Genomic DNA, 23,506 nt, shown 5'->3' with positions numbered 1-23,506 from the left:
TCTTACCCGTAGTTACGGTTTGGAGCTGAATTACCCCAAGCACTCACTCATTTACACAGCCTTGTTTACACGGCGCCGTTTACACAGCCGCCTGCTTGGCCGACGTGTAGGCCGACTCACCGTGCTGAGCGACGTCAATACCAGAATGTTCCTGCTCGCCGTGGATACGCCAACCGACGGTTGCCTTCAGGACTCGGGCAATGATGTACGTCAGCACGCCCGAGAACACAGCTGCGACGACAGCAATAATGACCTGGATGGCAAACAACTTCAGGCCGTCGATGCCACCGCCGGTAAGCAGTCCTCGGTCGTTGGCCAGCAGACCGACACCAATCGTTCCCCACATAGCTGCAACCAGGTGCAGACCAACCACATCCAGGGTGTCATCGAAGTTGAACCTGTACTTTAAGCCAACTCCCCAGCAAGCCAGCGCACCTCCGATATAGCCCAGAATGATTGAGGTCACTGGGTTCATATCTCCTGCGGCCGGAGTAATAGTCACAAGCCCTGCGATGACACCCGAAGCAGCGCCGAGCGAGGTGGGATGTCCATCACGAATACGCTCGAGTGAAATCCAGCCGAGCATACCCACGCACGCTGCCACCGTCGTATTCAGCCATGCCAGACCAGCGACACCGTCGGCCGCAAATGCCGAACCGCCGTTGAAGCCGAACCAACCGAACCACAGCAGTGCGGCTCCCAACATGACCAGTGGCAGGTTGTGCGGACGGTGCTGGTTGGCGGCAACAGACTTACGCTTGCCGACGATGATTGCCAGCACCAAAGCTGCGGTACCAGCAGCAATGTGGACAACCGTACCGCCGGCGAAGTCAATTGGAGCGATGAGCGCTTCACCGTCGGCGGTGCCGAACAGCTTCGCCGAAAGGCTCTCTGCAGAGTGGCTCAGCAGACCACCGCCCCAGACCATGAAGGCCATTGGGAAGTACACCAGCGTTGTCCAGAAACCGACGAAAATCAACCAGGTGGAGAACTTCACGCGTTCGGCCAGCGCCCCAGAGATCAGCGCTACAGAAATCGAGCAGAACGTGAGCTGGAACCCAATGTCGATGATGTTTGGGTAACCGTTCGCACTCGCAATGTAGTTGCCGTCGTCATCCGTGATTGAGTTACGCAGACCGAAGAACTCGAATGGGTTGGCAAAAACACCACCGATCGACTGCGATCCGTAGGACATCGACCAGCCCCACAGCACGTAAATGGCACCGACAACGCCGACAGCACCAAAGCTCATCATCATCATGTTGAGCACCGACTTCTGTCGCGACATGCCGCCATAGAACAGCGCGAGCGCCGGTGTCATCAGCAAAACCAACGAAGCCGAAATCAGCATCCACGCTGAGTTTCCAGACTGTGCAATTACTTCTTCAGGCGTCATATGTGCCTCCCCTGTCTGTCAGTAGGTAGTTATTAACTTAAATCACTTTTCCTCCGTATTTGCGTATTCTTTTTCTCACTTGCGTAGTTGTTCAGCGCTCTAAGACCTCTTCAGCGTCCCAATCGACTACCTCAAGACACGAAAAAATCCCCCGCTAACTGCGTAAAAACAATGACGCAGAGCGAGGGATAGAATGTTTTCGAATTTTTCGGTTTCCTACACCGACATGGGGGGGGAGGAAGGCAGTTGGCACACGCTTAACGACGGTCAAACGTGCTCAATGCACCCTTCGGTTCCTGCCATAACGGCACCACTGCCGTCACATCGCCCGGAGTATTCGGCCCCTCAAGCCAAGCGAGCAAACTCTCACAGTCTGCCCGTGGCCCTTCAGCAACAACTAACACCCGACCATCCGGATAGTTCTGGGCATAACCAACCAACCCCAACTCCAGAGCCGTCGCGCGGGTGTACCAGCGAAAACCGACACCTTGAACACGACCGTGTACCCACGCGGTGAGGCGGACGTCGTTAAGCGACATCGGACTCACGCACTGTCATCGGGTCGGAACCGTCCCAGCACTCGATCTTGTCGTGGCCGCGGAGGTTTGGCAGATCATCGCGGTGGAATACCGGATTGAGCCCCTTGGACTTCTGCTCGGAGTAGTTCTTCAGCAGGGCGACAGCGACGCCACCCAGCGGGAGAATGGCAATGATGTTAATGGTGGCCATGAGGGCGGAGAAGGTATCTGCAAGCGACCAGACGAGCGGCACGGAACCGACAGCTCCGCCAATAACGCACAGGATGACCAGGACGCGCACGGTATTCAGGACAGCCTTGCTCTTAGACAGGAACGGGATATTTGCTTCGGCGTAGTAGTAGTTGCCCACCAGCGAGGAGAACGCAAGGAAGAAAATGATAACCGTAACCGCGTGGATAGCCCACGTACCCACCTGCGCTGACAGCGCGGCCTGAGTCAGCGCGGTGCCCTCTACATCGCCGCCGAAAGTCGGGTCGGACAGCAGAATGATAACCGCGGTGATGGTACAGACGACCCAGGTATCGAAGTAGACGCCCATGGTCTGAATGAGGCCCTGCTTGACCGGGTGCGACACCGATGCCGTCGCCGCCGCATTCGGAGTGGAACCCATACCGGCTTCATTGGAGAACAGACCGCGGCGAATACCCTGCATCATGGCAGTACCGACGGCAGCACCAGCAATCTCACGGATACCGAAGGCGTGCTCAAAAATCAGCTTGATCATGCCCGGCACCTCGGTGATGTTGAGAGCCAAGACAATCAGGCCGAGGATAATGTAGGCCACGGCCATAATCGGCACGACAATCTGCGTCACCGCCGAAATACGCTGCACACCACCGAAGATGATGACACCAGCCAAGATTGCCAGCACGATACCGACACAGAACTTAAAGATCGGTGTCTCCTGCCCGGTCGACTGAGCCACAGCCGCCGTAATCGAGTTGGACTGCACCGCGTTGAACACGAAACCGTAGGTCACCGTGATAGCGATGACGAACAGCGAGGCCATCCAGCGCCAGTTCTCCCCTAGCCCCTTGGTGATGTAGTAGGCCGGGCCGCCTCGGTAAGAGTCCTTATCCCGCACCTTGTACAGCTGTGCCAGCGTAGACTCCACGAAGCTGGTTGCGCCACCAATCGCGGCGAGCAGCCACATCCAAAACACCGCGCCAGGGCCACCGGTGGTGATCGCCACCGCCACACCTGCGACGTTTCCGGTACCCACGCGTGAGGCTGCCGAAATTGTAAAGGCCTTAAAGGCCGAGATGCCCTTGACGCCCTCAGAAATATCAGAGGGCTTTTCAGTGATGGCCCTGAACATCTCCGGGATGTACCGAATCTGCACCATGATGGTCCGCCAACAGAAGTACAAACCTGTACCAATCAGCAGAACAATCATGAGCAGCCAGTACTTGTCATTCCAAGCATTTACCCAGTCGGTTGCTTGCTCCATGAAACTCATAAGGAAATTCTAGCGCTGACAGGTGGGACACAGATAACTCGATCTATTCCCAAATGGCAGACGGACAATTGCGCGCCCACACCTCGGGCACGGTTCCCCCGCTTGTCCATAGGCGTTCAAGCTCCGCTCAAAATAGCCGCTTTCGCCGTTGACATGCACATATAACGCATCGAAGCTCGTGCCGCCGGCCGCTAGCGCCCGTTCGAGCACGGATTGTCCCTCGCGCAAAAGTTTCGCTAAACGACGGACCGAAAGGTCGCACGCCGGCACGCGACCATCGACCTTCGCCGCCCAAAGCATTTCGTCGGCATAGATGTTGCCGATACCCGACACAATGTTCTGGTTGAGCAATACGGCCTTGATCGGTGAACGCGACTTCATCATGCGGTGTGCAAGTGCAACCACATCGACGGTGGGCTCCAATAGATCGGGCGCGATCTTGGCTGCGGGTTCCGGAACCAAGCGTCCATGGGATTCGACCATTTCACAGGCCCAGACCCAACCAAAGGTGCGCTGATCGTTGAAGTTGATTAGGTGCCGAGCGCCGTCCGGCAGGGCGATGCCGAAAGCGGCTCGGGTGTGACGGCCAGGCAGCGTATCGGGAGTGTACGGAGCTTCCACGCGCAATTGGCCGCTCATGCCCAGGTGGATGGCGATTGCGGAGTCGTCGTCAAGCGTGAGCCACATGAACTTGCCACGACGATCCGTAGCGACAACCGTGCGCCCGCGCGTACGACCGATAAACTCCGCGGCGCCACCGGGTTGGCGCCGCACGGCACGAGCGTTGTAGACGAAGGAATCGTCGATGCGGCCACCGACCACGTAAGTGTCGAGACCGCGGCGTACGGACTCGACTTCAGGAAGCTCGGGCATTAGGCCAGTGCGGTATGCGCCTGATGCGCGGCGTGCATTTCGGCTTCCTTCTTCGTGGCGCCGGTACCGCTGCCCTTAACCACGCCGTCAACCAGCACGTCGACGTAGAAAGTTAGGTCATGGTCGGGGCCGGTGGTGCGCACAGTGTACTCGGCAGCCGGTAGTTGCTTGGCCGCCAGGCGCTCCTGCAACAGCGTCTTCCAGTCCCGACCGCGAGACTCAGTCGGGGCATCGTCAATCATCTGGTTAAACAGGCGAAGCACGGTCTCGCGGGCAACCTCGAAGCCATGCTGCAGGTAAATAGCACCCAGCAGCGCCTCGGTGGTGTCAGCGAGAATCGAGTGCTTATCCGCGCCACCGGTGGCCTTCTCACCGCGGCCGAGGAGAATATGCTCTCCCAGCCCGATACTGCGGGCCAGGTCAGCCAGCGCGTACATGTTCACGACACCTGCACGCATCTTGGAAATATCCTGCTCAGCGCGATCCGGGAAGCGACGGTAGAGTTCTTCAGCAACGCACATGCCCAGCACGGCGTCGCCCAGGAACTCTAGCCGCTCGTTATTGGTCAGCATGCCATTTTCATTCGCGAAACTGCGGTGGGTCAAAGCGAGCTTCAGGGACTCCTCTGGTAGCTCAACACCGAGTTTTTCCAGCAGCGGGGCGTGATCGACGGCCTCGAAAGCCGCCTTTCTAGCCGCCTCACCGGTTAGCCGACGCTTGCGGCTCATCCGTTATATCTCCTTTAAAGTCTTCGTCTAAGTCGTCGTCGATTACTTCTCGTCGCCGAGCGAGCCAAACTTTTCCGCCAGGCCAGCCCAACGCGGATCAATGCGCTCCTCTTCACCCGAGATGCCGTCTGGCTCCGGCACTTCTGAGTCCGACTCAGCACAGCTGGAATCGAAATCCAGACAGGTCGGATTGAAGGGCAGATTCAAGCCCGCCTCATCGATGACGGCTTGAGTGATATCCACCGTATTGTCGACGATCTGGCCAACTTCGTCCTCGAGGTCTTCTTCCTCGGCATCGTCGCCTGTGATGAAGTCCTCGTTGTTGGAAAAGACAGCCGAAATGTGGAAGCTGAGCTCCGGATTCAGCGGGGCTAGGCAGCGCACGCACTCGCCGGTGGCCTTGGCAGTCACAGTCGCGTCAACCATGACACCGCTGCCGAGGTTCGTGACAATGCCGTCAACGACAACCTCCTCGCCAGCGGCGATGCCAATCATCTCGACACCAACGCGGACAGGGCTATCGCCTACCTTGCGGAACTGCTCGGGCATGCCGCCCTGCAGACATGTCGAGACGTCCAGAACAAATGGGGATGAGTCAGTCATGATAAGCCTCAGTCTACCCCGAAGATGCGCTAACGCTCGTACCGGCGGCGTTCCTGCCCCTCGGAGAAGGAAGACGGCGCGTTCTGTGCCCCTGCACCACCGCCGACGGCACCGGCTCCCGAACGCAGTACAGAGCGATTGCGACCGACATTACGCAGGGTCTCTTGGAGAGTCTGTTCAAACTCGGCGAGCTTGGAATCGACGTAGCGGTCACACTCTTCACGGAGGCGAGAGGAATCCGCGTGTGCGTCGGAAAGCAGACGATTCGCCTCGTCGTTGGCCTCGCGGACGACCGTCGACTCAGCGACCAGGCGAGCCTGCTCCTCGCGGCCTTCCGCAACGGAACGCTCGTAGGATTCGTTACCAGCGTGAATCAGGCGATCGGACTCGGCAGAAGCACGATCCACAATGCTGTCATACTCGTGCTGAGCATCCTCGCGGAGGCGACGGGCGTCGTCCTCAGCGGCCGCGACGGTGCCAGCTGCGTGGGCATTGGCATCCTCGACGGTGTGGTTAGCTCGGGCCTCGGCCTCGTCGACAATGCGATGGGCTTCTTCATCCGCAGTCGAAATGGTGTTGTTCGCCCGGGCTTCAGCATCGTTGATAATCTCATCCCGCTGGTCCAAGACGTCCTGCGCGTCATCGAGCTCAGCCGGGAAAGCATCCCTTAGCTCATCGAGCAACTCGAGAACACGCTGACGCGGAACCATACAATTGGCCGACAGTGGCACGCCGTGTGCCTCTTCTAGGATCTGGACCAGTTCATCAAGAGATTCGAAGACGCGAAACATGACTTACATGCTACTTCAGTCGGCGCTGCAGGGCGTGCAAGACAGGCTCGGGAACTAGCCCTTCCACCGAACCGCCGTAGCGAACAACTTCCTTCATCAGTGTCGACGACACATGACCGTACTTCGGATCAGCCTCCACAAAGAGAGTCTCAATGCCCGTCATGCGCCGATTCATCTGCGCCATGGGAGCCTCGTACTCGTAGTCCGCCGCCGAGCGCAGCCCCTTGACCAGGCAGGTAATACCCTGCGCGGACGTGTAGTCAACCAACAGCTTCGACCAGGAGTCCACCTGCACATTGTCCAAGTGCTGCGTGCACTGCCGAATGAGGTCCATGCGCTCTTCGACGTTGAACATGCCCTGCTTATTCGGGTTGTGGGTAACCAGCACGGTCACCTGATCGAATTGGCGCGCGGCACGCTCAATCACATCGAGGTGACCAGAGGTCATGGGATCGTAGGAACCGGGGCAGCATGCGTGAGTCATAGAGGTAAACCACCTTTGGCCGTCGTAAAGCGTAAAGAAGAACGTTAAGCGTTATAGATAGCGGTGTCGAAGCGCGCCAAACCGTGAATGCGGCGCTTCAGCTTCTGCTGGAGCTGTTCGTAGCCCTCGGGCCACTGCGTCTCCTCGTCATCGCGGTGACGCTCCACAGTCACAACCGCGCCCGGCGCGAGGAAGCTGCGCAGCGCCTCGAGCATCTCTGTAACGGCCTCCCCCGCCAGCTCATAGGGAGGATCCGCAATGACGCGGTCAAAAGGCTCGCCCGGCGCGCCCGCAAGGTACGACGACACTTTCATCGGAGACACGGCCACATCGGGATGCCCCACGGTGCGAATGTTCTTTTCAATAGCGGCAATGGCGTTCGGATCGTTTTCCACCAACACGACGGAACGCGCGCCGCGCGAAGCCGCTTCCAAACCGAGCGCACCCGAGCCAGCGAACAGGTCGAGAACGCGAGTTCCCTCTAGCCCAAAGCGTGTGGACCAGGAAGAAAAGATGGCTTCCTTCGCGCGGTCGCTAGTTGGCCGCGTGGTCTCTCCCTTGGGCGCGACTAGCCTACGGCCGCGTGCCTCACCTGCAATAATGCGGGTCATCTACTTCCCTTCGTGCGATGTGTTCTCGTTGCCGTTGTGCTGTGCCGTGGTGCTGTGAGTTGCTGGCGTGATTCGTGCCAGCAGCTGACCACCTTCGACATCCACAAATTGATCTGCCGCCACCTCCGCGACCGTGCCCGGGCAGGGCGCTAAAACCGGCGCTTCTAGCTTGACGGCCTCCACGACCGCAATGACCTGACCGGTCGTCACCGAGTCTTTCTCGGCGACCTCCCAGCGGACTACTCCTGCAAAAGGTGCACAGACATCTACCATGCCCAACAGTCTACTTTGGTCTTACTAGGAGCGGTCCAAGTAGTTCGACTGCTCTTCATCGATATCGGAGATGAGCTCTCCCACAAGCCTCTCATCAACATCGAGGAGAACCATGGCATCATGTCGGGTGCGCTCGATGATTTCGCCGTCGGTGGTGAGGTCCACCAGGCCGAGGCCAGTCGCCAGCCCCGATTGGTCATCGCCGAGCAGATCGCCGAAACTACGCGTGGCCAGATCCAACTCCGCCAGTTGAATGCCGTCGGTGGTGGCGGCAATGCGTTCCAGCCGGGTGCGCTCGGGTGTCTGCGAATGCGTGTGGGTACACAAGAAGCACAGTCCACCCCGGTCACCACGGCCGACACGACCGCGCAGCTGGTGAATCTGCGAGATGCCGTAGCTCTCGGCGCGGCGAATCATCATAATCGTGGCCTCTGGTACATCCACGCCGACTTCGATAACTGTGGTGGACACCAGCACATCCAGCTGTCCTGTGGCAAAGGCCTGCATCACGCGGTCTTTGTCCTCCGGTGCCATATTGCCGTGCAACTGACTGATACGTACACCGGGAAGTTTCTTCCTCGCTCGGTCGAACACCGCCTCCACGGACTCGTCGAGGAACTGTTCCTCGTCGCGGGTAATGCGGGGACAGACAATGAAGGCGCGGTTGCCCTTGGCCACTTCTTCCCCAATCCGCTCCCAGGTTCGTGCCTCCCAGCGCGGCTTTTCCAGCGTCGGTACGACAAAAGATTGGATCTCCTGACGTCCCCGTGGCAATTCCGTCAACTGCGAAACTGCGAGGTCGCCAAAAATGGTCATCGCTACCGTGCGCGGAATGGGGGTTGCCGACATCACCAACAGATGCGGTGTCATTCCACCCCGTCCCCTGCTGCGCAGCTGATCGCGCTGGCGCACACCAAAGCGGTGCTGCTCATCGACGACCACCAGCCCGAGATCGAAGAACTCCACGCCCTCACTGAGCAGGGCATGCGTGCCGACGACAATGTCAGCCTCCCCGTTGACTGCCTCCAACAGGGTTGCCCGGCGCTCCTTCGTCGACATCGATCCCGTCAACAGTCGTACAGTCACTGCTACTCCGGCTTGCTCCAGCATCGCTGTCAGCGATCGGTAGTGCTGTTGGGCCAGGACTTCCGTCGGCGCCAGCATCGCGCACTGCCTGCTGGAATCGACTGCTTGCAGCATTCCCAGTAGGGCCACCACGGTCTTACCCGAGCCGACTTCACCTGCTAGCAGGCGGTTCATTGGGCTGGGCTGCGACATATCGTCCGCAATATCGGCTGCGACCGCGACCTGACCGTCGGTAAGCGAAAACGGCAACCCCCGGCGTAGCTCGTCGCGAAGTCCCCCGGCGACTTCCATGCAGGCCGGAGCGGTGAGACTCGCTTGAGTACGCTTGCGTGCACCAACGGCGAGCTGGAGCTCAAGCGCTTCGTCGTACTTCAGTCGGGCAAGCGCGATGTCGGGGCCCGCGATGGAGGGAAAGTGTGCGCCACGCAGTGCGGAGTCGAAATCGGTAAGTCCCTCCGGTGCGGCGGGCAACGGGTCTGGCTGCAGCGGCAACCATTCGAGGATGCGCTGCATGTACAGAGCCAGGTGAATACCCGCTACTCCTTTGCGGCCACGGTAAATGGGCAAGTAAGGACGCGTGAGCAACCGCTGCATCTCTGCAATCCCCTTGGCTGTCTTCGTCAGCGTGGCCAGCTTGCCAGTGGCTGCGCCTACCGAACCGTCGGCTTTAAGCACCATGCAATCAACATTTTTCAGCTGTAGCTCATTGCGGAACTCGCTGAGCGTGCCAACAATGAGCAGACGCACACCGGGGTGCAGCATATTGCGCAGCCATTCGGCACCGAAAATCGCGGCCGGAAGAATGCGCACGCCGTCGCTGACATAGATTTTCAGTGGCTTGCGTCGATCGGCGAAGGCGGGCGCTGGCGAAATGCTGTGCACCTCCACGACTGTGGTGATGGTGTCGCCAATGTCGGAAAATGACACATCTAAGCTCTTACCCTGCGCCACGTAGCGCTTTGGGAAGTTCGTCAGCGCATCCGAGACGGTCTCCATACCAAAAGCCGTATGCAGCTTCTTTGCAATCTTTGGCCCCACCACGATACTCAGGGGCGTGCGCGCATAATCCGAGCCGAGCCATCCGAGCATCGTGCTACTCGATTCCTACCTGCACCAGCTCATCGATGCCGGTTGCATCGTAGGCTACGACCTCCACAGGCTTGTCCAGCCGTGCCCGCACTTGCGCTATGTCAACGCCCTCAGATCCGCGCCCGAGCAGCAGAGTCACTAGTTCCCCGCCGCCAGCCAACAGGTCTGAGATGGTCTCTGTGAGTGCGTCAGTCAGGGGCTTATCGACGTCCGCAGCGACTACAGCCGTTCGCGTGCCATTGGCGGCCTCTCCCATCGCATACGCAGCAACCGCCAGCGGCAGCTCAGCCGAATGCACGGCCAAGGCAGCAAGGCCAGCCGGAATGGAGGCTGTGGACACTACCGCGAGAGTCGGATTAGCCGCGGCAGCAGCGAATTCGATATCCGCCAATTCCTGGTCGCTGACCAGCCCATTTGGCAGCAGGATTACCTCATCCGCACCCCGCATGGCAGTCAGCGCCTTGGTGACCACATTGTCAGCGAACTCCTGGTCGGCGATGGCTGCTCGATCTGTGGGAGTGGATGTGGGAGTCGGAGCGGGGGTCGGGCTGATAGCAATCGCTCCCGAGGAGGTGATGAGATCATTCAGCGGACCGTCCGGCACTACCGCAATGAGGATGCGAGTGGACTCAGGTGTTGTCTCCGGCTCATCGAGCACCTCGATACGGATGCGTTCCGGACGACCGAAGTCGAGTGCCGCCTCAATAACTGCGCCCGGCTCCACTGTGTGGATATGCACCATGTACTGCGCGGTCTCCGCATTACCAGCATCACCTGCGATGATGAGCGAATTGCCCAGCGGGTTCAACCGCTCTCGCAGCGCTTCCACCGCCTGGGTATCCGCCAAGGAAATCAGGTACATGACCTCCATCTCAACGGTGGCTACGTGTGGCGCGTCGACATGCAAATCGACCGGTGCGGCTGCGCGGCCGCTGACTTCGTCGGCAAGCGCGTCGAGCAGAATGACCAACCCCGCGCCGCCGGCGTCGACCACGCCCGCCTGCTGCAGTGCCGGGAGCTGGCTAGGGGTTTTCGCCAGCGCATCGCGAGCGGCATCCGCGATCGTGTCGGCGAGCTCCTCAATCGAGTCGCCCTCAAATTCCTCCGCGGCAATCGCGGCGTGCCGCAGGACTGTCAGAATCGTGCCCTCCACCGGATTGGCAATCGCTTGGGAAACATGTTGCACAGCTAGCTTTAGCGAGTGTTGTACCGACTCAACGCCAATGCCACTACCGGAGGCAGCCTCAGCCACCGCGCGAAAAACCTGCGAGAGCACAGTGCCCGAATTACCGCGGGCACCGCGCACTGCACCGGCAGCTAGGGCCGCGGTGACTGCGCGAACATCGGAAGCGTCAGCCTTTTGCGCTTCCTCATAGGCCGAACTCAACGTCGCGAGCATATTCGACCCGGTATCGGAATCCGGTACTGGGAAGACATTGAGACTGTTGATCTCATCGCGGCGGGATTGAAGCGCGTCAATCCCCCGGGCAACCCAGCCGACGATGGCGGCAGAACCAATCTGCAAAGACATGAATTCCTATTCTAGCGTCCAGTCGATAGGGGTAGCTCCCTGACGAATCAGCGACTCATTGGCCCGGCTGAACGGACGCGACCCGAAGAACCCACGGGATGCCGACAGCGGTGACGGGTGCGGCGAACAGATGCAGTCCACGCCGGGGAGCCAACGCTGCAAACTCTGCGCGTCGCGTCCCCACAGAATGGCCACGAGAGGCTGATCACGGGCGACCAATGCTTTGATGGCATGCTCCGTGATTGCCTCCCAGCCCTTACCGCGGTGCGAGGCAGCAGCACCCGGGCGCACGGTCAGTACACGGTTGAACAGGGCCACGCCCTGCCTACTCCACGGAGTGAGGTCACCGTTGGAGGGAGTCGGGAGCCCCAGGTCGGAGGAATACTCCTTAAAAATATTCGCCAACGACCGCGGTACCGGCTTCACATCCGGCTGGACCGAGAAGCTAAGCCCCATCGCATGGCCCGGGGTCGGGTACGGGTCCTGACCGATAATGAGCACCTTGACCTCATCGAATGGATAAGTAAAGGCGCGCAGCACATCGGTGCCCGCGGGCAGGTAACCGTAGCCGGCCGCGTTCTCCTCGCGCAGGAACTGCCCCATCCGGTGGATGTCATCGGCCACTGGCTCCAGCGCCTTCTGCCACCCTTCTTCGACCGGCAACGGATCCATGTCATGCAGCCTTTCTTCTCAAAACCTCTTCGAACTCTTAAAAGGAAACCCAACCGGCATCGCGGGCAGGAGGTTTGCCGTCGATAAGCACCGAATCGAACTTTTCCTTCGACACCGTACCGATAGCGCGGAACCCCGTCGGAGGCTCCCCCGGCGTCGAACCGATCAGTGTATGGTCCTCCCCGCCGGTGAGCACCCACTCCCACGGGTCGATGCCCAGGTATTCACCAGCGGCAATCTGCAACTCATCGGGCGCAATGGCACTGCTGTCGACTTCCAAAGTAACCCTGGAGGCCTGCGCAATAGCGCGGAGATCCACCACCAGCCCATCGGAATTGTCCGTCAGTGAACGCACACCTGTAGCTCGCGCCGTGGCACCCCTGCGGTATTCGAATTCGGGCGTACAGTGTGCTGCCACCAGCTGCGCAAACTCGCTTGGAACCTTTGCCGGGCTTCCGCAGTGCTGAAGCAGCGCAAGGCCCGCAGCAGAGTAGCCGATGCGTCCCGACGCAATCACCGTATCCCCCGCGCGTGCTGCTGAGCGCAGCAGCGGCCGCCCAAGTCCACCGAGTTCGCCCATCGCACTGATGGAAATCACCAGAGAATCTCCGCTGACCATGTCACCACCGACGAGCTCCGCCGGACATTGCTTGCCTTCCTGCCACAACCCCTCGGCGATACCGGTGACCACACTCACCGGAGTATGCAACGGTGCTGAGATGGCGAAAAGCATGGCCGTTGGACGCGCACCCATCGATTCGATATCGGCGAAATTCTGTACTGCGGCCTTAGCTCCAACTTGCTGAGGTGTCGACCAGTCCAGGCGGAAATGGCGCCCTTCCACCAACATGTCAGTGGAAGTGACAAAACGGGCGTTGGGGGTTGTCTGCGTCAAGACGGCGGCATCGTCGCCATTGCGTGCCGACGGGGCGATAGCCCGGATGGCCTCAATGACCCCAAACTCGCCAATATCGCCAATGGTCAATTCAGTCACAGTGTCGAGTCACATTCCTAATAGTCGATGGTTAACCGTTAATAGCGGAACCCGTCTCGGTATTGCCCCCAACCAATTGGAGTTGGTACCGGACAACGTAGAATCAGGCCCATGGTAGACGCACCCCCATCGGGAGAAACAGTTCAGTCCAAGGGTAGCCGGACACGCGCGGGCATCGCACTCGCTATCGCCATTATCTCTATCCTCGGCATCATTTTTGCCGCAAAGATTTACCAGGATAATCAGGCGACAAAGCCAGTCGCGATTTCCAACCCGGAGCTCCCCGCCAATGACTCGCCCGAGTGTGCGGAACTGCTCGACCGGCTGCCAGATCGCGCTGCAGGTCTGGTTCGCGCCGACATTGCAGAGCCGGCTCCAGAAGGTGCCGCTGTGTACCGAAACTTGGAACAAGACCGCATCACGCTGCGCTGTGGCGCGAACGTACCTAGCCAGTACAACGAACTGGCTAAGACCGAAGAGGTCAAGGGCATTTCGTGGCTGCGTGTTGTCGACAGTACCGACGAGTCTTTGGCGACTTGGTTCACCGTCGGGCGCGAACCGGTTGTTGCGATTACCGCCGAAGGAAATGCAGAGGCGGAGGATGCCCTGAGTGACCTCGCCGAGGCGCTGCGCCCGGACTCCGAGTACAAGAACAAGCCGGAGCGCGGCGGCGTCCCACTGGTAGAACTGGCAGCTCCGGAAGCTGATAAGCGCTGCAGCGGCTTGGAGGCTGCCCTCCCCCGCGAGCTTGGCAACCGTCACCGTCTGAGCGCAGAGGAAATGCCGGCTGACATGCCGAAGGACATGGTCATTTGGGGCGGCACCCCAGCCGATCCGGTGGTGCTGCGCTGTGGTGTCGACGAGCCGGCTGGCTATAGCACCACCACGCAGCAGCTGACGCAGGTTGGCGACATTGTCTGGTTCAACGAACCAACGCTTTCCTCCGGTACCTCCGCCACCTGGTACGCCATGGGCCGGGAGCGCTTCGTCGCCGTTGAAATGCCGATGTCGGAGGCCAGCTCACTGATGCCGGTGCTCTCCTCGGTCATCGCGGACAACCTGGAGAACATCTCGCCGAGCGAAGAAAAGTAAGAACCAACTTCTATCGACGAGCTACTAGCGCCCGCTCAATCAGGGCGCTGAGCAGCTCCTCGTAGGCAACACCGGAAGCCGCAAACATCTGCGGGTACATCGAAATCGGGGTAAAGCCCGGCATGGTGTTGACCTCATTGATAATCGGGCCATTATCCGTGACAAAGAAGTCCACGCGAGTCAGACCATCAGAGCCCAGTGCCCTGAACGCCCGACGAGCATCCGTGTCCAGTGCCTTCAAAACATCCTCCGGCAGCTCAGCCGGGATCTGCGCCGAGACGACATCATCCAAGTACTTGGTCTCAAAACCGTAGAAGCCCTCGTCGGAGTCCTCCGTGCCACGCAGCAGGGACGGGACAGAGACCTGCAGGCTGCCGTCAGCGCGCTGCAGCACGCCAATCTCCACCTCGGCGCCGTCTACACCGGCCTCTACAATGACCTTCCAGTCGTGCTCTCGGGCCAGCTCTACCGCCGCATCCAGATTCGCCCAATCATCGACGCGGGAGATACCAATCGACGATCCACCACGGGCAGGTTTAACGAACACCGGCAGGCCAAGGGTCTCCTTGTCCTCGTCGGAAAGCGACTCGCCGACGTGCAAAACAACCTGCTTGCCGGTAGGAAGCCCCGCTGCCTGCAAGAGATTCTTCGTGCGTTCCTTATCCATTCCCGCCGCGGAAGCGAGCACGCCCGGGCCGACATAAGCAATGCCGGAAAGCTCAAAGAGCCCCTGAATCGTGCCGTCCTCGCCGTGCGGACCGTGGAGAACCGGGAAGATGACGTCGACGGTGTCGAAAACCTCGCCGGCGCGATCACCGGTGACGAAGCGGAATTCACCGCGGCGTGACGGCGAGGTGCTCAGCGCAACTTCCTCGCCCGGGATGACCTCCGGCATCGTACGCCCCTGCGTGCGCAGCGTATCCGTCTCACGCGTGCCGACGGTCCAAACACCATCCTTGGTAATACCAATGGGAACCACTCGGAAGCGGTCCTCATCCAGGTGATCCATAATTGCGCCAGCCGAGACACAGGAGACGCTGTGCTCAGGGCTTGCGCCACCGTAGATGACGGCGACGGAAATGCGATCTGCAGACGAGCTATTCGACGAAGTCATGGTGACTTAGTTTAGCCCCGACCTCGTTGAAGTGGTTACTCCGACTTGCGGCTTCGCCCCATCAGCTTGCGAATTGTCTCATCGACCTTCGCGCCTTCGTGGCAGACGGCGTAAACGGCCTCAGTAATTGGCATTTCCACGCCATTGCGACGAGCGAGGTCACGGACCGAGATTGAAGAAATCACACCCTCAGCCACCTGACCGCGCGTAGCGTGCTGCGCCTGCTCCATCGTGTCACCGCGACCGAGACGATCGCCGAAGGTACGGTTACGCGACAGCGGCGAGGAACAAGTGGCCACCAAGTCACCGAGGCCCGCCAATCCCGCGAAAGTCTTATCTTCTGCACCAACCGCGTCGCCCAGACGCGTGATTTCCGCCAAGCCACGGGTGATAATGGTTGCCAGCGTGTTCTCACCCAATCCTTGACCAGCGGCCATACCGCAGGCCAACGCAATGACGTTCTTGCAGGCACCGCCGATTTCGCAGCCGATCACATCGGTGTTGGTGTACGGGCGGAAGTAATTAGTGGCAACTGCCGCCTGAATCATCTTGGCGTTGTTCTCATCGGCGCAAGCAATCACCGTTGCCGCTGGCTGCTCCATCGCAACTTCGCGGGCGAGGTTCGGGCCGGACAGCACCGCAATACGCTCTGCTGGCAGGTCTGTGACCTCCGCAATGACCTCACTCATGCGCAGATGTGTCTCGCGCTCCACACCCTTGGCCAGGCTGAGCAGAATCGTCTCCGGCCCGATGAAGTCCTTCCAGACCTTGAGGTTGTCACGCAGAGTCTGCGAGGGCACGCCCAGCACCACCACATCCGCGCCCTTCAGCGCGGCCTCTGCATCCGAGGTGGCTTCGATGTTGCGCGGCAGCCCCAGACCAGGCAGGTAGTCGTGGTTTTCGCGGCTGATCTGAATACGCTGTGCCTGCTCCGCGCGTCGCGACCACAGCCGTACAGGATTGCCCGCATCAGCAAAAACCTTGGCGAGCGTCGTGCCCCACGAGCCCGCACCCATCACTGAAACTTGCACCATCGCCGCGACCTTCCTCCGTTAGCCTCTAATCTCCAACAAGTCTAGCGAGACGTTCTCACACTGCGATACTAAACTAGGTCGGCGACAAAGGATTGAAAGGGAATTCACGATGATGCACGAAGAGGACAAGGACCTCAAGGGCGATACCTCCGTGACCGGTCGCCTGCGCCAGATTCCGACGAAGCCAGGTCAGGATGTCACCAAGCCGACCTTCGCGGCCGGCGCGGTTCTATGGCGCGGCGATGTCCATAACCCTGAAATCTGCGTGATTCACCGTCCTTCCTACGACGACTGGTCGCTGCCGAAAGGCAAGCTCGACGCCGGCGAGAACCTCATTGCCACCGCCGTCCGCGAAATCTGGGAAGAGACCGGCTACCGCGTCCGTCTGGGCAAGCTCGTCGGCAACGTCTCTTACCCTGTCGCCGGACGAACGAAGCTGGTCTGGTACTGGACCGCTGAGGTTCTAGACGGCGAATTCGAACAGAACTCCGAGGTCAACGAGCTTCGTTGGGTCTCCTGGGACGAAGCCGAGGAGCTGCTGTCCTACGACCTCGACCGCGACGTGCTGGTCAAGGCCCGCAAGCGCATGAACAAGGAACCGGACACCCGTCTCATTCTGGTTCGCCATGGGCGTGCGCACCGTCGCACCAACTGGAACGGCAATGATGCACTGCGGCCACTGGATAAGAAGGGACGTCGTCAAGCGGAACTGCTCGTCTCTGCCCTGGAAGGCTTCCGCCCCGAGCGGATCTACTCCGCCGAGCCCGTGCGTTGCCAGGACACCGTCGCGCCACTCGCCGCAGAGCTGGGAATGCAGGTCACAGTCGACGAACGGCTTGGCGACGAGCACTGGATTGCCAACCAGGTTGAGTCCAAGAAGGCATTCGAAGACATTGTCGCGCTAGGCGGAGTCAGCGTCATCTGCTCTCAGGGCATCACCATCCCAGACCTGCTTGCCGCCTGGTCCGCTGAGGGCACCCTGCCCTTCGACGAGGAAATCCTGTGCAAGAAGGGCTCTGCCTGGGTGCTGGGCTTCAACGACGGTGTGATGACCACGGCTGATTACTACGCCTCGGCGCTGCCGGTGAAGTAGGTCCTACAACCTCGGATCCATCGGCTCTGACTCCAGCGCCAACACGCCGAAGACAGGGACGTGGATTCGATGCAGAGGCTCGCCCGCCGCTAGACGCTCCAGCGACTCAATGCCGAGGGCATACTCGCGCAGCGCCGATGACTGCTTGTGCTGCAGATTTCGCCGCTTCAACTGCTCTTGACGCTGCGGGTGCAGGTAGTCATGCCCATAAATCATGCGCAGATACTCCCGCCCCCGCACCTTCATGCCGGGCTGCACCTGGCGGTCCACTGCCGCGTTTTCCATTGGCTTGACGACGGCCCCCTCCCCGCCCGACTCTGTCAGTTGCAACCACCACTGCGATGCGGCCTCCACCTGTTCCGGGCCACTGGGGTCGAGGACGAAGCAGCGCGTCTGCCGGTAGATCTTACTGTCAGCTGCTACCAGCTGGTTCGCGATATCCAAGTGCCATGAGTGCGACTTGTAGTGCCAGGTGGCATCCTCACTTGCCAGCACTTGGAAGGGTGCGAACTGAATCTTGTTGTCGCTGTCGACATAGCGGTTGTAAGCAGCGCGGAACTTCTCGAGCTCGTCCAGAGTCTGTTCTGGAGCGGGACCGCCGACCTCTATTCTCCTGCCGGTAGCTGCCTGCAGAGCGGCCGCGAGCTGTCTGGCAGCACCAATACCGGCGGCAGCAGTGGGTGCATAGATGTCGTCGATAAGCCCTTGCGCCTTGAGATTCCAAGGCAATACTTCGCCGTCGAGCAGGACCCAGTCGCCGAATTGGTCGAACAGCCCGGCGCGCTCTGCGGCCTTGGTCATTTCGTCGAGTGCTAGATTCTTACCGTCGAAGAAGGCACGCCCCGTCCGGGTATATGCGTAGGTGCTAGCACCGAAACGGGTCTTTGCTCCTGGCCGAATCAGGCAGAGCACAGCTCGGGAACCCATGTGCTTTTCCTGACAAATGACCTGGTCAGTGTGTTCAGCGTAGTAGCGGAATGCCTCCTCCGGGTGTTCCAGGAATCCCTCTCGCTGCGAGGTCGGCGCCGGTGACATGGTCGGTGGCAGGTAAGGAATTCCCTCGGGCGCGAGCGTGAAACGGCTGATGGTTTCCAGCGCTGCAGCCGCGCGGTCACTATCAATGCGGATGCGTCCATGGCGCCCAGTCTGGATACCATCGACGTCTAACACGTCAGTGATACGCAGCTCGGACTCCGGTCGGTTGGTGGTCTTGCGGGATGGGGCCTCCCACCACGTCTGCTTTGCATCGACCTGCACGTTCTCTAGTTCGGGATAGCGCAGTGCAGAGAGCTTACCGCCGAATACGCAACCGGTGTCGATGCACATGGTGTTATTGACCCAGCGCAGACGGTCCGCTTCCATGTGGCCATAGACAACACGGGCGGCACCGCGGTAGTCCGCCGCCCAATCCAGACGTTCTGGCAGGCCATTTTCATCGAGCTTGCCAGTAGTCGCACCGTAGAGCGCGAACTCGCGGACTTTTCCAGAGGCCCTGCCATGGAGGTGCTCAGGCAGTCCCGCGTGGGCTACGACCAGGGCTCCGTCATCAAGCACGTAGTGCACAGGCAGGTGGTCGATGAAGTCGCGGACGTCTTTCCGGAACTCCTCACTTTCGCCTGCGAGCTGAGTGAGCGTTTCGGCCAGCCCGTGGCCCGTGGTGACGTTGTGGCCGTCGAGGGCGCGCACCAACTTAGAGTCGTGGTTTCCGGGCACGCAGAGAGCATTGCCGTCCGAGACCATCCCCATGACCAGCTTCAAGACGGCTGGGCTATTGGGGCCGCGGTCAACGAGGTCACCAACGAAAATGGTCTTGCGGCCATCTGGGTGATGAGCATTGCTGCCATCCGCCGAGAGCTCGTAGCCGAGCTTCTCCAGCAGTGCGGTCAGCTCGTCGAAGCAACCGTGGACATCGCCGATGATGTCGAAAGGGCCGTGGAGATCGCTGCGATCGACCTTCAGCGGCACACGTTCAATGGTGACGTTGTCGATTTCCTCCGCGGAATTCAAGATGAAAACGTTGTGAATCTTCTCGCGCTTCAGGTGCTTGAGCCCTCGGCGCAGGTCACGGTGCTGGCGCTCCAACACCTCTACTCTGAAGTTGCGGTCAGTGCGCTGCCTGTGCCGCTCCTTCACCTCCGCCAACGGAAGATTCAAAACGATAGCAGCACTGAGCGCATGGTGTCTGCGCGCCAGCTTCACGAGCCGGGCGCGGTCCTGCGGTTTCACATTCGTCGCATCGACCACGGTGAGTAAGCCTGCTTCCAGCCGCTTGCCGACGATCGTCTCCAGCAGCTCAAAAGCAGGCGCCGTCGCCGCCTGGTTATTCGGATCGTTGGAAACAATGCCGCGACAAGTATCCGAGGATACGACTTCAAACGGGCCGAAGTGTCGTGCCGCAAAGGTCGACTTTCCAGCACCGGAGACACCGACCAGCATGACCAAGCTGAGGTTAGGAAGTGAGATGGTACTCATAGTTAGCTCTCCTCTGCTGCGGTGAAGTCGTAGGAAAAGACCGCCATTTGTGTTGGTTGGCCGTAATTTTCGTGCACGTCCCCAATACCGTCGAAGTCCACCAGATAACCGAACTTCTCGGCCACGTCCTTCGCCCACTGGCGAAACTCCGTTCGACTAAACTCGAAACGGTGATCCAGGTGTCGGAACTGCCCGGGCGCTAGGTTTGGATAGCACGCGTTATAGTCGCTGTTCGGCGTGGTGACGATGACGTACTGTGGCCGGGCTGCTCCAAAGACGTTGTTCTCCAACGCGGGCAGCCGGTCGGCATCAATGTGCTCGATGACCTCCATCAGGATTGCCACGTCCATGTTCGCAATGCGCTCATCGGCATAGGTGACCGAGGATTGGAAAAGCTCAACCCGCGCGGCTTGGCGCTCCGGCATGCGATCTAGGTTCAGCGCCTTGTGCGCCTTACGAAGCTCCCCCACAGAAACATCGGTACCAACGATCTGCGCGATTCGCGGATTCTCCAGCATCGGCCCCAGTAGCACGCCGGAACCGCAGCCGATGTCGACTACACTGCGCGGGCGCAGGCTAAGTACTTCACGCAGTACTCGCTCTTGGCGCTGTCGATTAAGTGGCTTGGCTGGCTGGTCACCGCGGGGCAGTTCGATTGCAGCAGCTTCCCCAGCAAGCTTCACGACGGCCTCGTTGACCAGGCCTTTTTGATCCGCAAGATAGCGCCCCAGGATTCTCTCCCGCTGTGGGTGCTCCGGTAGCCAGTCCCGCGCACGCGCGGCGAGCTTGTCGATTTCCCGGTCATCGACCCAATAGTGTTTCCCACCGTCGAGGACGGGCAGCAGAATATACAGGTGATTGAGCAAATCGCGGACGGTTGCCCTACCCGAAAGCGTTACCGTCGGTGAGAACTTCTGGCCGGCAATATTGTTCGAAAAATCGCAGGCGACGTTCCACCCCAGCGGTTCGAACAGAGCCCGGATTTCTTCCTCGGTGCCGGGTACCGCCGCGACTGTCGCGGTGAGGTCGCTAGGGGTTTCGTCGTAAGGCGAAATCTTTTCCATGACCATCGCCGTGGAGAAGACCGACTTCAACGCCACAGTCAAAAGCGATGACGCAGCCCACTGCCGATCATTAATGTAGCCGGTCAGATTGAACGTATCGGCACGGTACTGCTTGAGTTTCAGCAACTCATCGCGGTCAATATCAACCCAGAGGGCTGCCGTGCATTCGGCATCGGTTGCAGTGGGGAAAAAGACGCGGGCAACACCGAACTTTAACTCGGCCTCATGCACGCGATCGGGATGCTTTCGCAAAATAAATCCCAAATCGCGTGCCGATTCAACAGGCGAAGATTCACCTAGCCGAGAGTGTTTAGTGATTGCCAGATACATACGGCAAGTTTAACGCCTACCGCGGATTGGACTAGAGCATTTTTGACCTACATCGTCTTCGGCTTGTGGGCCGGACGACTCTTCTCGTAGGCCACAATGTCCGCTTCGTTGCGCAGGGTCAGAGAGACGTCGTCAAGCCCTTCCATCAGACGCCAGCGAGTGTAGTCATCGACCTCGAACGGGAAGACCTGCTCGCCGGCCTCGACGGTGCGGGTCTCCAGGTTGACGGTGAGCTCCATGCCCGGGTTGGCCTCGAGCAACTTCCACAGCAGCTCGACATCAGACTGCTGCATCTGTGCGGCGAGCAGGCCCGCTTTGCCGGCATTACCGCGGAAGATATCGGCGAAGCGGGATGAGATGACGACGCGGAAGCCGTAGTCCATCAGCGCCCACACGGCGTGCTCACGGGAGGAACCGGTACCGAAGTCCGGCCCTGCTACGAGGATGGAGCCCTTGGCGTATTCCGGGCGGTTGAGCACGAAGTCGGACTCGTTGTTGCGCCAGTTGCTGAACAGGCCATCCTCAAATCCGGTGCGGGTGACGCGCTTTAGGTAGACGGCCGGGATGATCTGGTCGGTGTCGACATTGGATCGCTGCAGGGGAACGCCGACGCCGGTGTGAGTATCAAACTTTTCCATGGTGAAAGGTCCTTAGAAGTTCTGCTTGGTTCTGTTGTGCAAAGATCGGCAGTGAGAGTCAGTTAGAGATCAGCCGGTGCTGCGAAGTGACCGGCGACGGCGGTAGCTGCGGCGACGGCAGGGCTGACCAGGTGGGTACGACCACCCTTGCCCTGGCGGCCCTCGAAGTTGCGGTTGGAGGTCGAAGCGCAACGCTGGCCTGGAGTCAGCTGGTCCGGGTTCATGCCCAGGCACATGGAACAGCCCGGCATACGCCATTCAGCGCCTGCTTCTTCAAAGATCTTGCCCAGTCCCTCTTCTTCAGCCTGCGCGCGGACCTTTGCGGAGCCCGGCACGATGAGTATCTGAACGCCGTCGGCAACCTTGCGGTCCTTCAGTACATCGGCAACGGCGCGCATGTCCTCGATGCGGCCGTTGGTGCAGGAGCCAACGAAGACAACGTCGACCTTGACGTCACGCATTGGGGTGCCCGGCTTCAGATCCATGTACTCCAGTGCACGCTCGGCGGCAATCCGGTCGGAGTCTTCAGCAATGAACTCCGGGTCCGGCACGGTCTCGCCCAGCGGTACGCCCTGGCCCGGGTTGGTGCCCCAGGTAACGAATGGGGTCAGCGCGGAACCGTCAATTTCAACAACCTTGTCGAACTCCGCATCGTCCTCGGTGACCAGCGACTTCCAGTACTCGACAGCCTCGTCCCACTGCTCGCCCTGCGGCGCGTGCGGGCGGCCCTTCAGGTACTCGAAGGTGGTTTCGTCCGGGGCGATCATGCCGGCGCGGGCACCGGCCTCGATGGACATGTTGCAGATGGTCATGCGGGCTTCCATCGACAGCTTCTCGATGGCCTCGCCACGGTACTCGATAACGTGGCCCTGGCCACCACCGGTACCAATCTTGGCGATAATCGCCAGAATCAGATCCTTGGCGGTAACGCCATCCTGCAGCTCGCCGGTGACATTGACCGCCATGGTCTTGAAAGGCTTCAGCGGTAGGGTCTGGGTAGCCAGAACGTGCTCCACCTCGGAGGTACCGATACCGAAGGCCATCGCACCGAAAGCGCCGTGGGTAGCGGTGTGCGAATCACCACAGACAACGGTGGTGCCCGGCTGAGTCAGGCCCAGCTGCGGGCCTACGACGTGGACAATGCCCTGTTCGCGGTCACCCATCGGATGCAGGCGGATGCCGAACTCCTCGGCATTCTTGCGCAATGTGGCAATCTGGGTGCGAGAGGTCGGTTCCTCAATTAAATCAATCTGGCCACCGGCTACAGTCGTCGGAACGTTGTGGTCCTCGGTTGCGATGGTCAGATCCGGGCGGCGCACCTTGCGCCCTGCCAGACGGAGGCCATCAAAAGCCTGCGGCGAGGTAACCTCGTGGACGAGGTGCAGATCGATATAAATCAGATCTGGTTCGCCGTTTTCGCCTTGCTTGACAACGTGGTCACGCCAGACTTTCTCGGCCAGAGTCTTCGGGCTAGTGTCCGTGGTGCGCATAGTGGGTGAGCCGCCTTCCGGATATATCGCTTTTATCTCAAAGTATGAGA

Annotated in this window: 22 protein-coding genes; 2 read left to right on the top strand and 20 right to left on the bottom strand. The window is 60.0% G+C overall.

Features of this window, described 5'->3' with window-relative positions; all coding sequences use genetic code 11:
- Positions 1–79: 79 nt before the first annotated feature.
- From QP981_RS08445 to QP981_RS08380, 14 genes are all read right to left on the bottom strand, one after another.
- Positions 80–1,396 carry an ammonium transporter gene (locus tag QP981_RS08445; protein ID WP_284857812.1) on the bottom strand — a complete coding sequence of 439 codons (1,317 nt, stop codon included), beginning with the start codon at positions 1,394–1,396 and terminating at the stop codon, positions 80–82.
- Positions 1,397–1,653: 257 nt separating this feature from the next.
- Positions 1,654–1,935: an acylphosphatase gene (locus QP981_RS08440; RefSeq protein ID WP_069358780.1), complete on the bottom strand. Its 282-nt coding sequence runs from the start codon at positions 1,933–1,935 to the stop codon at positions 1,654–1,656.
- Positions 1,925–3,385 (bottom strand): alanine/glycine:cation symporter family protein, encoded by a 1,461-nt coding sequence (locus tag QP981_RS08435; RefSeq protein ID WP_284857830.1) that lies wholly within the window; start codon positions 3,383–3,385, stop codon positions 1,925–1,927. The genes QP981_RS08440 and QP981_RS08435 overlap by 11 nt, the downstream gene beginning before the upstream one ends.
- Positions 3,386–3,403: 18 nt before the next feature.
- Positions 3,404–4,267 carry a bifunctional DNA-formamidopyrimidine glycosylase/DNA-(apurinic or apyrimidinic site) lyase gene (gene mutM / locus QP981_RS08430; protein ID WP_284857813.1) on the bottom strand — a complete coding sequence of 288 codons (864 nt, stop codon included), beginning with the start codon at positions 4,265–4,267 and terminating at the stop codon, positions 3,404–3,406.
- Positions 4,267–4,995 carry a ribonuclease III gene (gene rnc / locus QP981_RS08425; protein ID WP_038628630.1) on the bottom strand — a complete coding sequence of 243 codons (729 nt, stop codon included), beginning with the start codon at positions 4,993–4,995 and terminating at the stop codon, positions 4,267–4,269. Before rnc ends, mutM begins: the two co-directional genes overlap by 1 nt.
- Before the next feature lie 42 nt (positions 4,996–5,037).
- Entirely contained in the window at positions 5,038–5,598 is a 561-nt protein-coding gene (locus QP981_RS08420) for a YceD family protein (RefSeq protein ID WP_048735478.1), read from the bottom strand.
- Between the two features lie 29 nt (positions 5,599–5,627).
- On the bottom strand, positions 5,628–6,389 hold the full coding sequence (locus tag QP981_RS08415; RefSeq protein ID WP_016422541.1) for an SPFH domain-containing protein: 762 nt from the start codon (positions 6,387–6,389) through the stop codon (positions 5,628–5,630).
- 10 nt (positions 6,390–6,399) lie between these two features.
- Entirely contained in the window at positions 6,400–6,873 is a 474-nt protein-coding gene (coaD, locus tag QP981_RS08410) for a pantetheine-phosphate adenylyltransferase (RefSeq protein WP_016422540.1), read from the bottom strand.
- A 44-nt stretch (positions 6,874–6,917) separates the two neighbouring features.
- The gene (gene rsmD, locus QP981_RS08405) at positions 6,918–7,484 is read right to left on the bottom strand and encodes a 16S rRNA (guanine(966)-N(2))-methyltransferase RsmD (protein WP_048735471.1); all 567 of its coding nucleotides are present in this window, start codon (positions 7,482–7,484) and stop codon (positions 6,918–6,920) included.
- Entirely contained in the window at positions 7,485–7,757 is a 273-nt protein-coding gene (locus QP981_RS08400; protein WP_187405325.1) for an acyl-CoA carboxylase biotin carboxyl carrier protein subunit, read from the bottom strand.
- Positions 7,758–7,781: 24 nt separating this feature from the next.
- Positions 7,782–9,932: an ATP-dependent DNA helicase RecG gene (locus QP981_RS08395; RefSeq protein WP_284857814.1), complete on the bottom strand. Its 2,151-nt coding sequence runs from the start codon at positions 9,930–9,932 to the stop codon at positions 7,782–7,784.
- 4 nt (positions 9,933–9,936) lie between these two features.
- Positions 9,937–11,463 carry a DAK2 domain-containing protein gene (locus QP981_RS08390; RefSeq protein WP_284857815.1) on the bottom strand — a complete coding sequence of 509 codons (1,527 nt, stop codon included), beginning with the start codon at positions 11,461–11,463 and terminating at the stop codon, positions 9,937–9,939.
- Positions 11,464–11,469: 6 nt separating this feature from the next.
- Positions 11,470–12,135 (bottom strand): uracil-DNA glycosylase, encoded by a 666-nt coding sequence (locus QP981_RS08385; protein WP_048735462.1) that lies wholly within the window; start codon positions 12,133–12,135, stop codon positions 11,470–11,472.
- Positions 12,136–12,172: 37 nt separating this feature from the next.
- Positions 12,173–13,129: a thiamine-phosphate kinase gene (locus QP981_RS08380; RefSeq protein WP_049171566.1), complete on the bottom strand. Its 957-nt coding sequence runs from the start codon at positions 13,127–13,129 to the stop codon at positions 12,173–12,175.
- A 111-nt stretch (positions 13,130–13,240) separates the two neighbouring features.
- Between QP981_RS08380 and QP981_RS08375 the strand changes: the two genes are divergently transcribed.
- A complete protein-coding gene (locus QP981_RS08375) occupies positions 13,241–14,221 on the top strand; it encodes a DUF3515 domain-containing protein (RefSeq protein ID WP_069358786.1) in 981 nt (326 codons plus the stop codon).
- Between the two features lie 10 nt (positions 14,222–14,231).
- Here the strand turns inward: QP981_RS08375 and QP981_RS08370 are convergent, their stop codons facing one another.
- Together QP981_RS08370 and QP981_RS08365 are read right to left on the bottom strand one after the other, a co-directional pair.
- Entirely contained in the window at positions 14,232–15,335 is a 1,104-nt protein-coding gene (locus QP981_RS08370; protein WP_070603797.1) for a D-alanine--D-alanine ligase family protein, read from the bottom strand.
- 35 nt (positions 15,336–15,370) lie between these two features.
- The gene (locus tag QP981_RS08365; protein WP_016422532.1) at positions 15,371–16,369 is read right to left on the bottom strand and encodes an NAD(P)H-dependent glycerol-3-phosphate dehydrogenase; all 999 of its coding nucleotides are present in this window, start codon (positions 16,367–16,369) and stop codon (positions 15,371–15,373) included.
- A gap of 112 nt (positions 16,370–16,481) precedes the next feature.
- Between QP981_RS08365 and QP981_RS08360 the strand changes: the two genes are divergently transcribed.
- Positions 16,482–17,462, top strand: a complete 981-nt coding sequence (locus QP981_RS08360) for an NUDIX hydrolase (protein WP_172954645.1) — start codon at positions 16,482–16,484, stop codon at positions 17,460–17,462.
- Between the two features lie 3 nt (positions 17,463–17,465).
- Here the strand turns inward: QP981_RS08360 and QP981_RS08355 are convergent, their stop codons facing one another.
- From QP981_RS08355 to leuC, 4 genes are all read right to left on the bottom strand, one after another.
- Positions 17,466–19,934 carry a polynucleotide kinase-phosphatase gene (locus QP981_RS08355; protein ID WP_284857816.1) on the bottom strand — a complete coding sequence of 823 codons (2,469 nt, stop codon included), beginning with the start codon at positions 19,932–19,934 and terminating at the stop codon, positions 17,466–17,468.
- Positions 19,935–19,936: 2 nt separating this feature from the next.
- Positions 19,937–21,328: a 3' terminal RNA ribose 2'-O-methyltransferase Hen1 gene (locus QP981_RS08350; protein WP_284857817.1), complete on the bottom strand. Its 1,392-nt coding sequence runs from the start codon at positions 21,326–21,328 to the stop codon at positions 19,937–19,939.
- A 47-nt stretch (positions 21,329–21,375) separates the two neighbouring features.
- Positions 21,376–21,966 (bottom strand): 3-isopropylmalate dehydratase small subunit, encoded by a 591-nt coding sequence (gene leuD / locus QP981_RS08345; protein WP_038628602.1) that lies wholly within the window; start codon positions 21,964–21,966, stop codon positions 21,376–21,378.
- Positions 21,967–22,028: 62 nt separating this feature from the next.
- Entirely contained in the window at positions 22,029–23,456 is a 1,428-nt protein-coding gene (leuC, locus tag QP981_RS08340) for a 3-isopropylmalate dehydratase large subunit (protein ID WP_284857818.1), read from the bottom strand.
- Positions 23,457–23,506 lie beyond the last annotated feature (50 nt).

The organism is Corynebacterium sp. MSK047 (genome assembly GCF_030232285.1).
Lineage (GTDB): Bacteria > Actinomycetota > Actinomycetes > Mycobacteriales > Mycobacteriaceae > Corynebacterium > Corynebacterium jeikeium_D.
This window is presented reverse-complemented; position numbering and strand designations above follow the sequence as displayed.

Bases quoted from the DNA above. Each gene is read 5' to 3' on its own strand.
- QP981_RS08445 (WP_284857812.1), bottom strand. From the start codon at position 1,396: ATGACGCCTGAAGAAGTAATTGCACAGTCTGGAAACTCAGCGTGGATG.
- QP981_RS08440 (WP_069358780.1), bottom strand. From the start codon at position 1,935: ATGTCGCTTAACGACGTCCGCCTCACCGCGTGGGTACACGGTCGTGTT.
- QP981_RS08435 (WP_284857830.1), bottom strand. From the start codon at position 3,385: ATGGAGCAAGCAACCGACTGGGTAAATGCTTGGAATGACAAGTACTGG.
- mutM (WP_284857813.1), bottom strand. From the start codon at position 4,267: ATGCCCGAGCTTCCTGAAGTCGAGTCCGTACGCCGCGGTCTCGACACT.
- rnc (WP_038628630.1), bottom strand. From the start codon at position 4,995: ATGAGCCGCAAGCGTCGGCTAACCGGTGAGGCGGCTAGAAAGGCGGCT.
- QP981_RS08420 (WP_048735478.1), bottom strand. From the start codon at position 5,598: ATGACTGACTCATCCCCATTTGTTCTGGACGTCTCGACATGTCTGCAG.
- QP981_RS08415 (WP_016422541.1), bottom strand. From the start codon at position 6,389: ATGTTTCGCGTCTTCGAATCTCTTGATGAACTGGTCCAGATCCTAGAA.
- coaD (WP_016422540.1), bottom strand. From the start codon at position 6,873: ATGACTCACGCATGCTGCCCCGGTTCCTACGATCCCATGACCTCTGGT.
- rsmD (WP_048735471.1), bottom strand. From the start codon at position 7,484: ATGACCCGCATTATTGCAGGTGAGGCACGCGGCCGTAGGCTAGTCGCG.
- QP981_RS08400 (WP_187405325.1), bottom strand. From the start codon at position 7,757: ATGGTAGATGTCTGTGCACCTTTTGCAGGAGTAGTCCGCTGGGAGGTC.
- QP981_RS08395 (WP_284857814.1), bottom strand. From the start codon at position 9,932: ATGCTCGGATGGCTCGGCTCGGATTATGCGCGCACGCCCCTGAGTATC.
- QP981_RS08390 (WP_284857815.1), bottom strand. From the start codon at position 11,463: ATGTCTTTGCAGATTGGTTCTGCCGCCATCGTCGGCTGGGTTGCCCGG.
- QP981_RS08385 (WP_048735462.1), bottom strand. From the start codon at position 12,135: ATGGATCCGTTGCCGGTCGAAGAAGGGTGGCAGAAGGCGCTGGAGCCA.
- QP981_RS08375 (WP_069358786.1), top strand. From the start codon at position 13,241: ATGGTAGACGCACCCCCATCGGGAGAAACAGTTCAGTCCAAGGGTAGC.
- QP981_RS08370 (WP_070603797.1), bottom strand. From the start codon at position 15,335: ATGACTTCGTCGAATAGCTCGTCTGCAGATCGCATTTCCGTCGCCGTC.
- QP981_RS08365 (WP_016422532.1), bottom strand. From the start codon at position 16,369: ATGGTGCAAGTTTCAGTGATGGGTGCGGGCTCGTGGGGCACGACGCTC.
- QP981_RS08360 (WP_172954645.1), top strand. From the start codon at position 16,482: ATGCACGAAGAGGACAAGGACCTCAAGGGCGATACCTCCGTGACCGGT.
- QP981_RS08355 (WP_284857816.1), bottom strand. From the start codon at position 19,934: ATGAGTACCATCTCACTTCCTAACCTCAGCTTGGTCATGCTGGTCGGT.
- QP981_RS08350 (WP_284857817.1), bottom strand. From the start codon at position 21,328: ATGTATCTGGCAATCACTAAACACTCTCGGCTAGGTGAATCTTCGCCT.
- leuD (WP_038628602.1), bottom strand. From the start codon at position 21,966: ATGGAAAAGTTTGATACTCACACCGGCGTCGGCGTTCCCCTGCAGCGA.
- leuC (WP_284857818.1), bottom strand. From the start codon at position 23,456: ATGCGCACCACGGACACTAGCCCGAAGACTCTGGCCGAGAAAGTCTGG.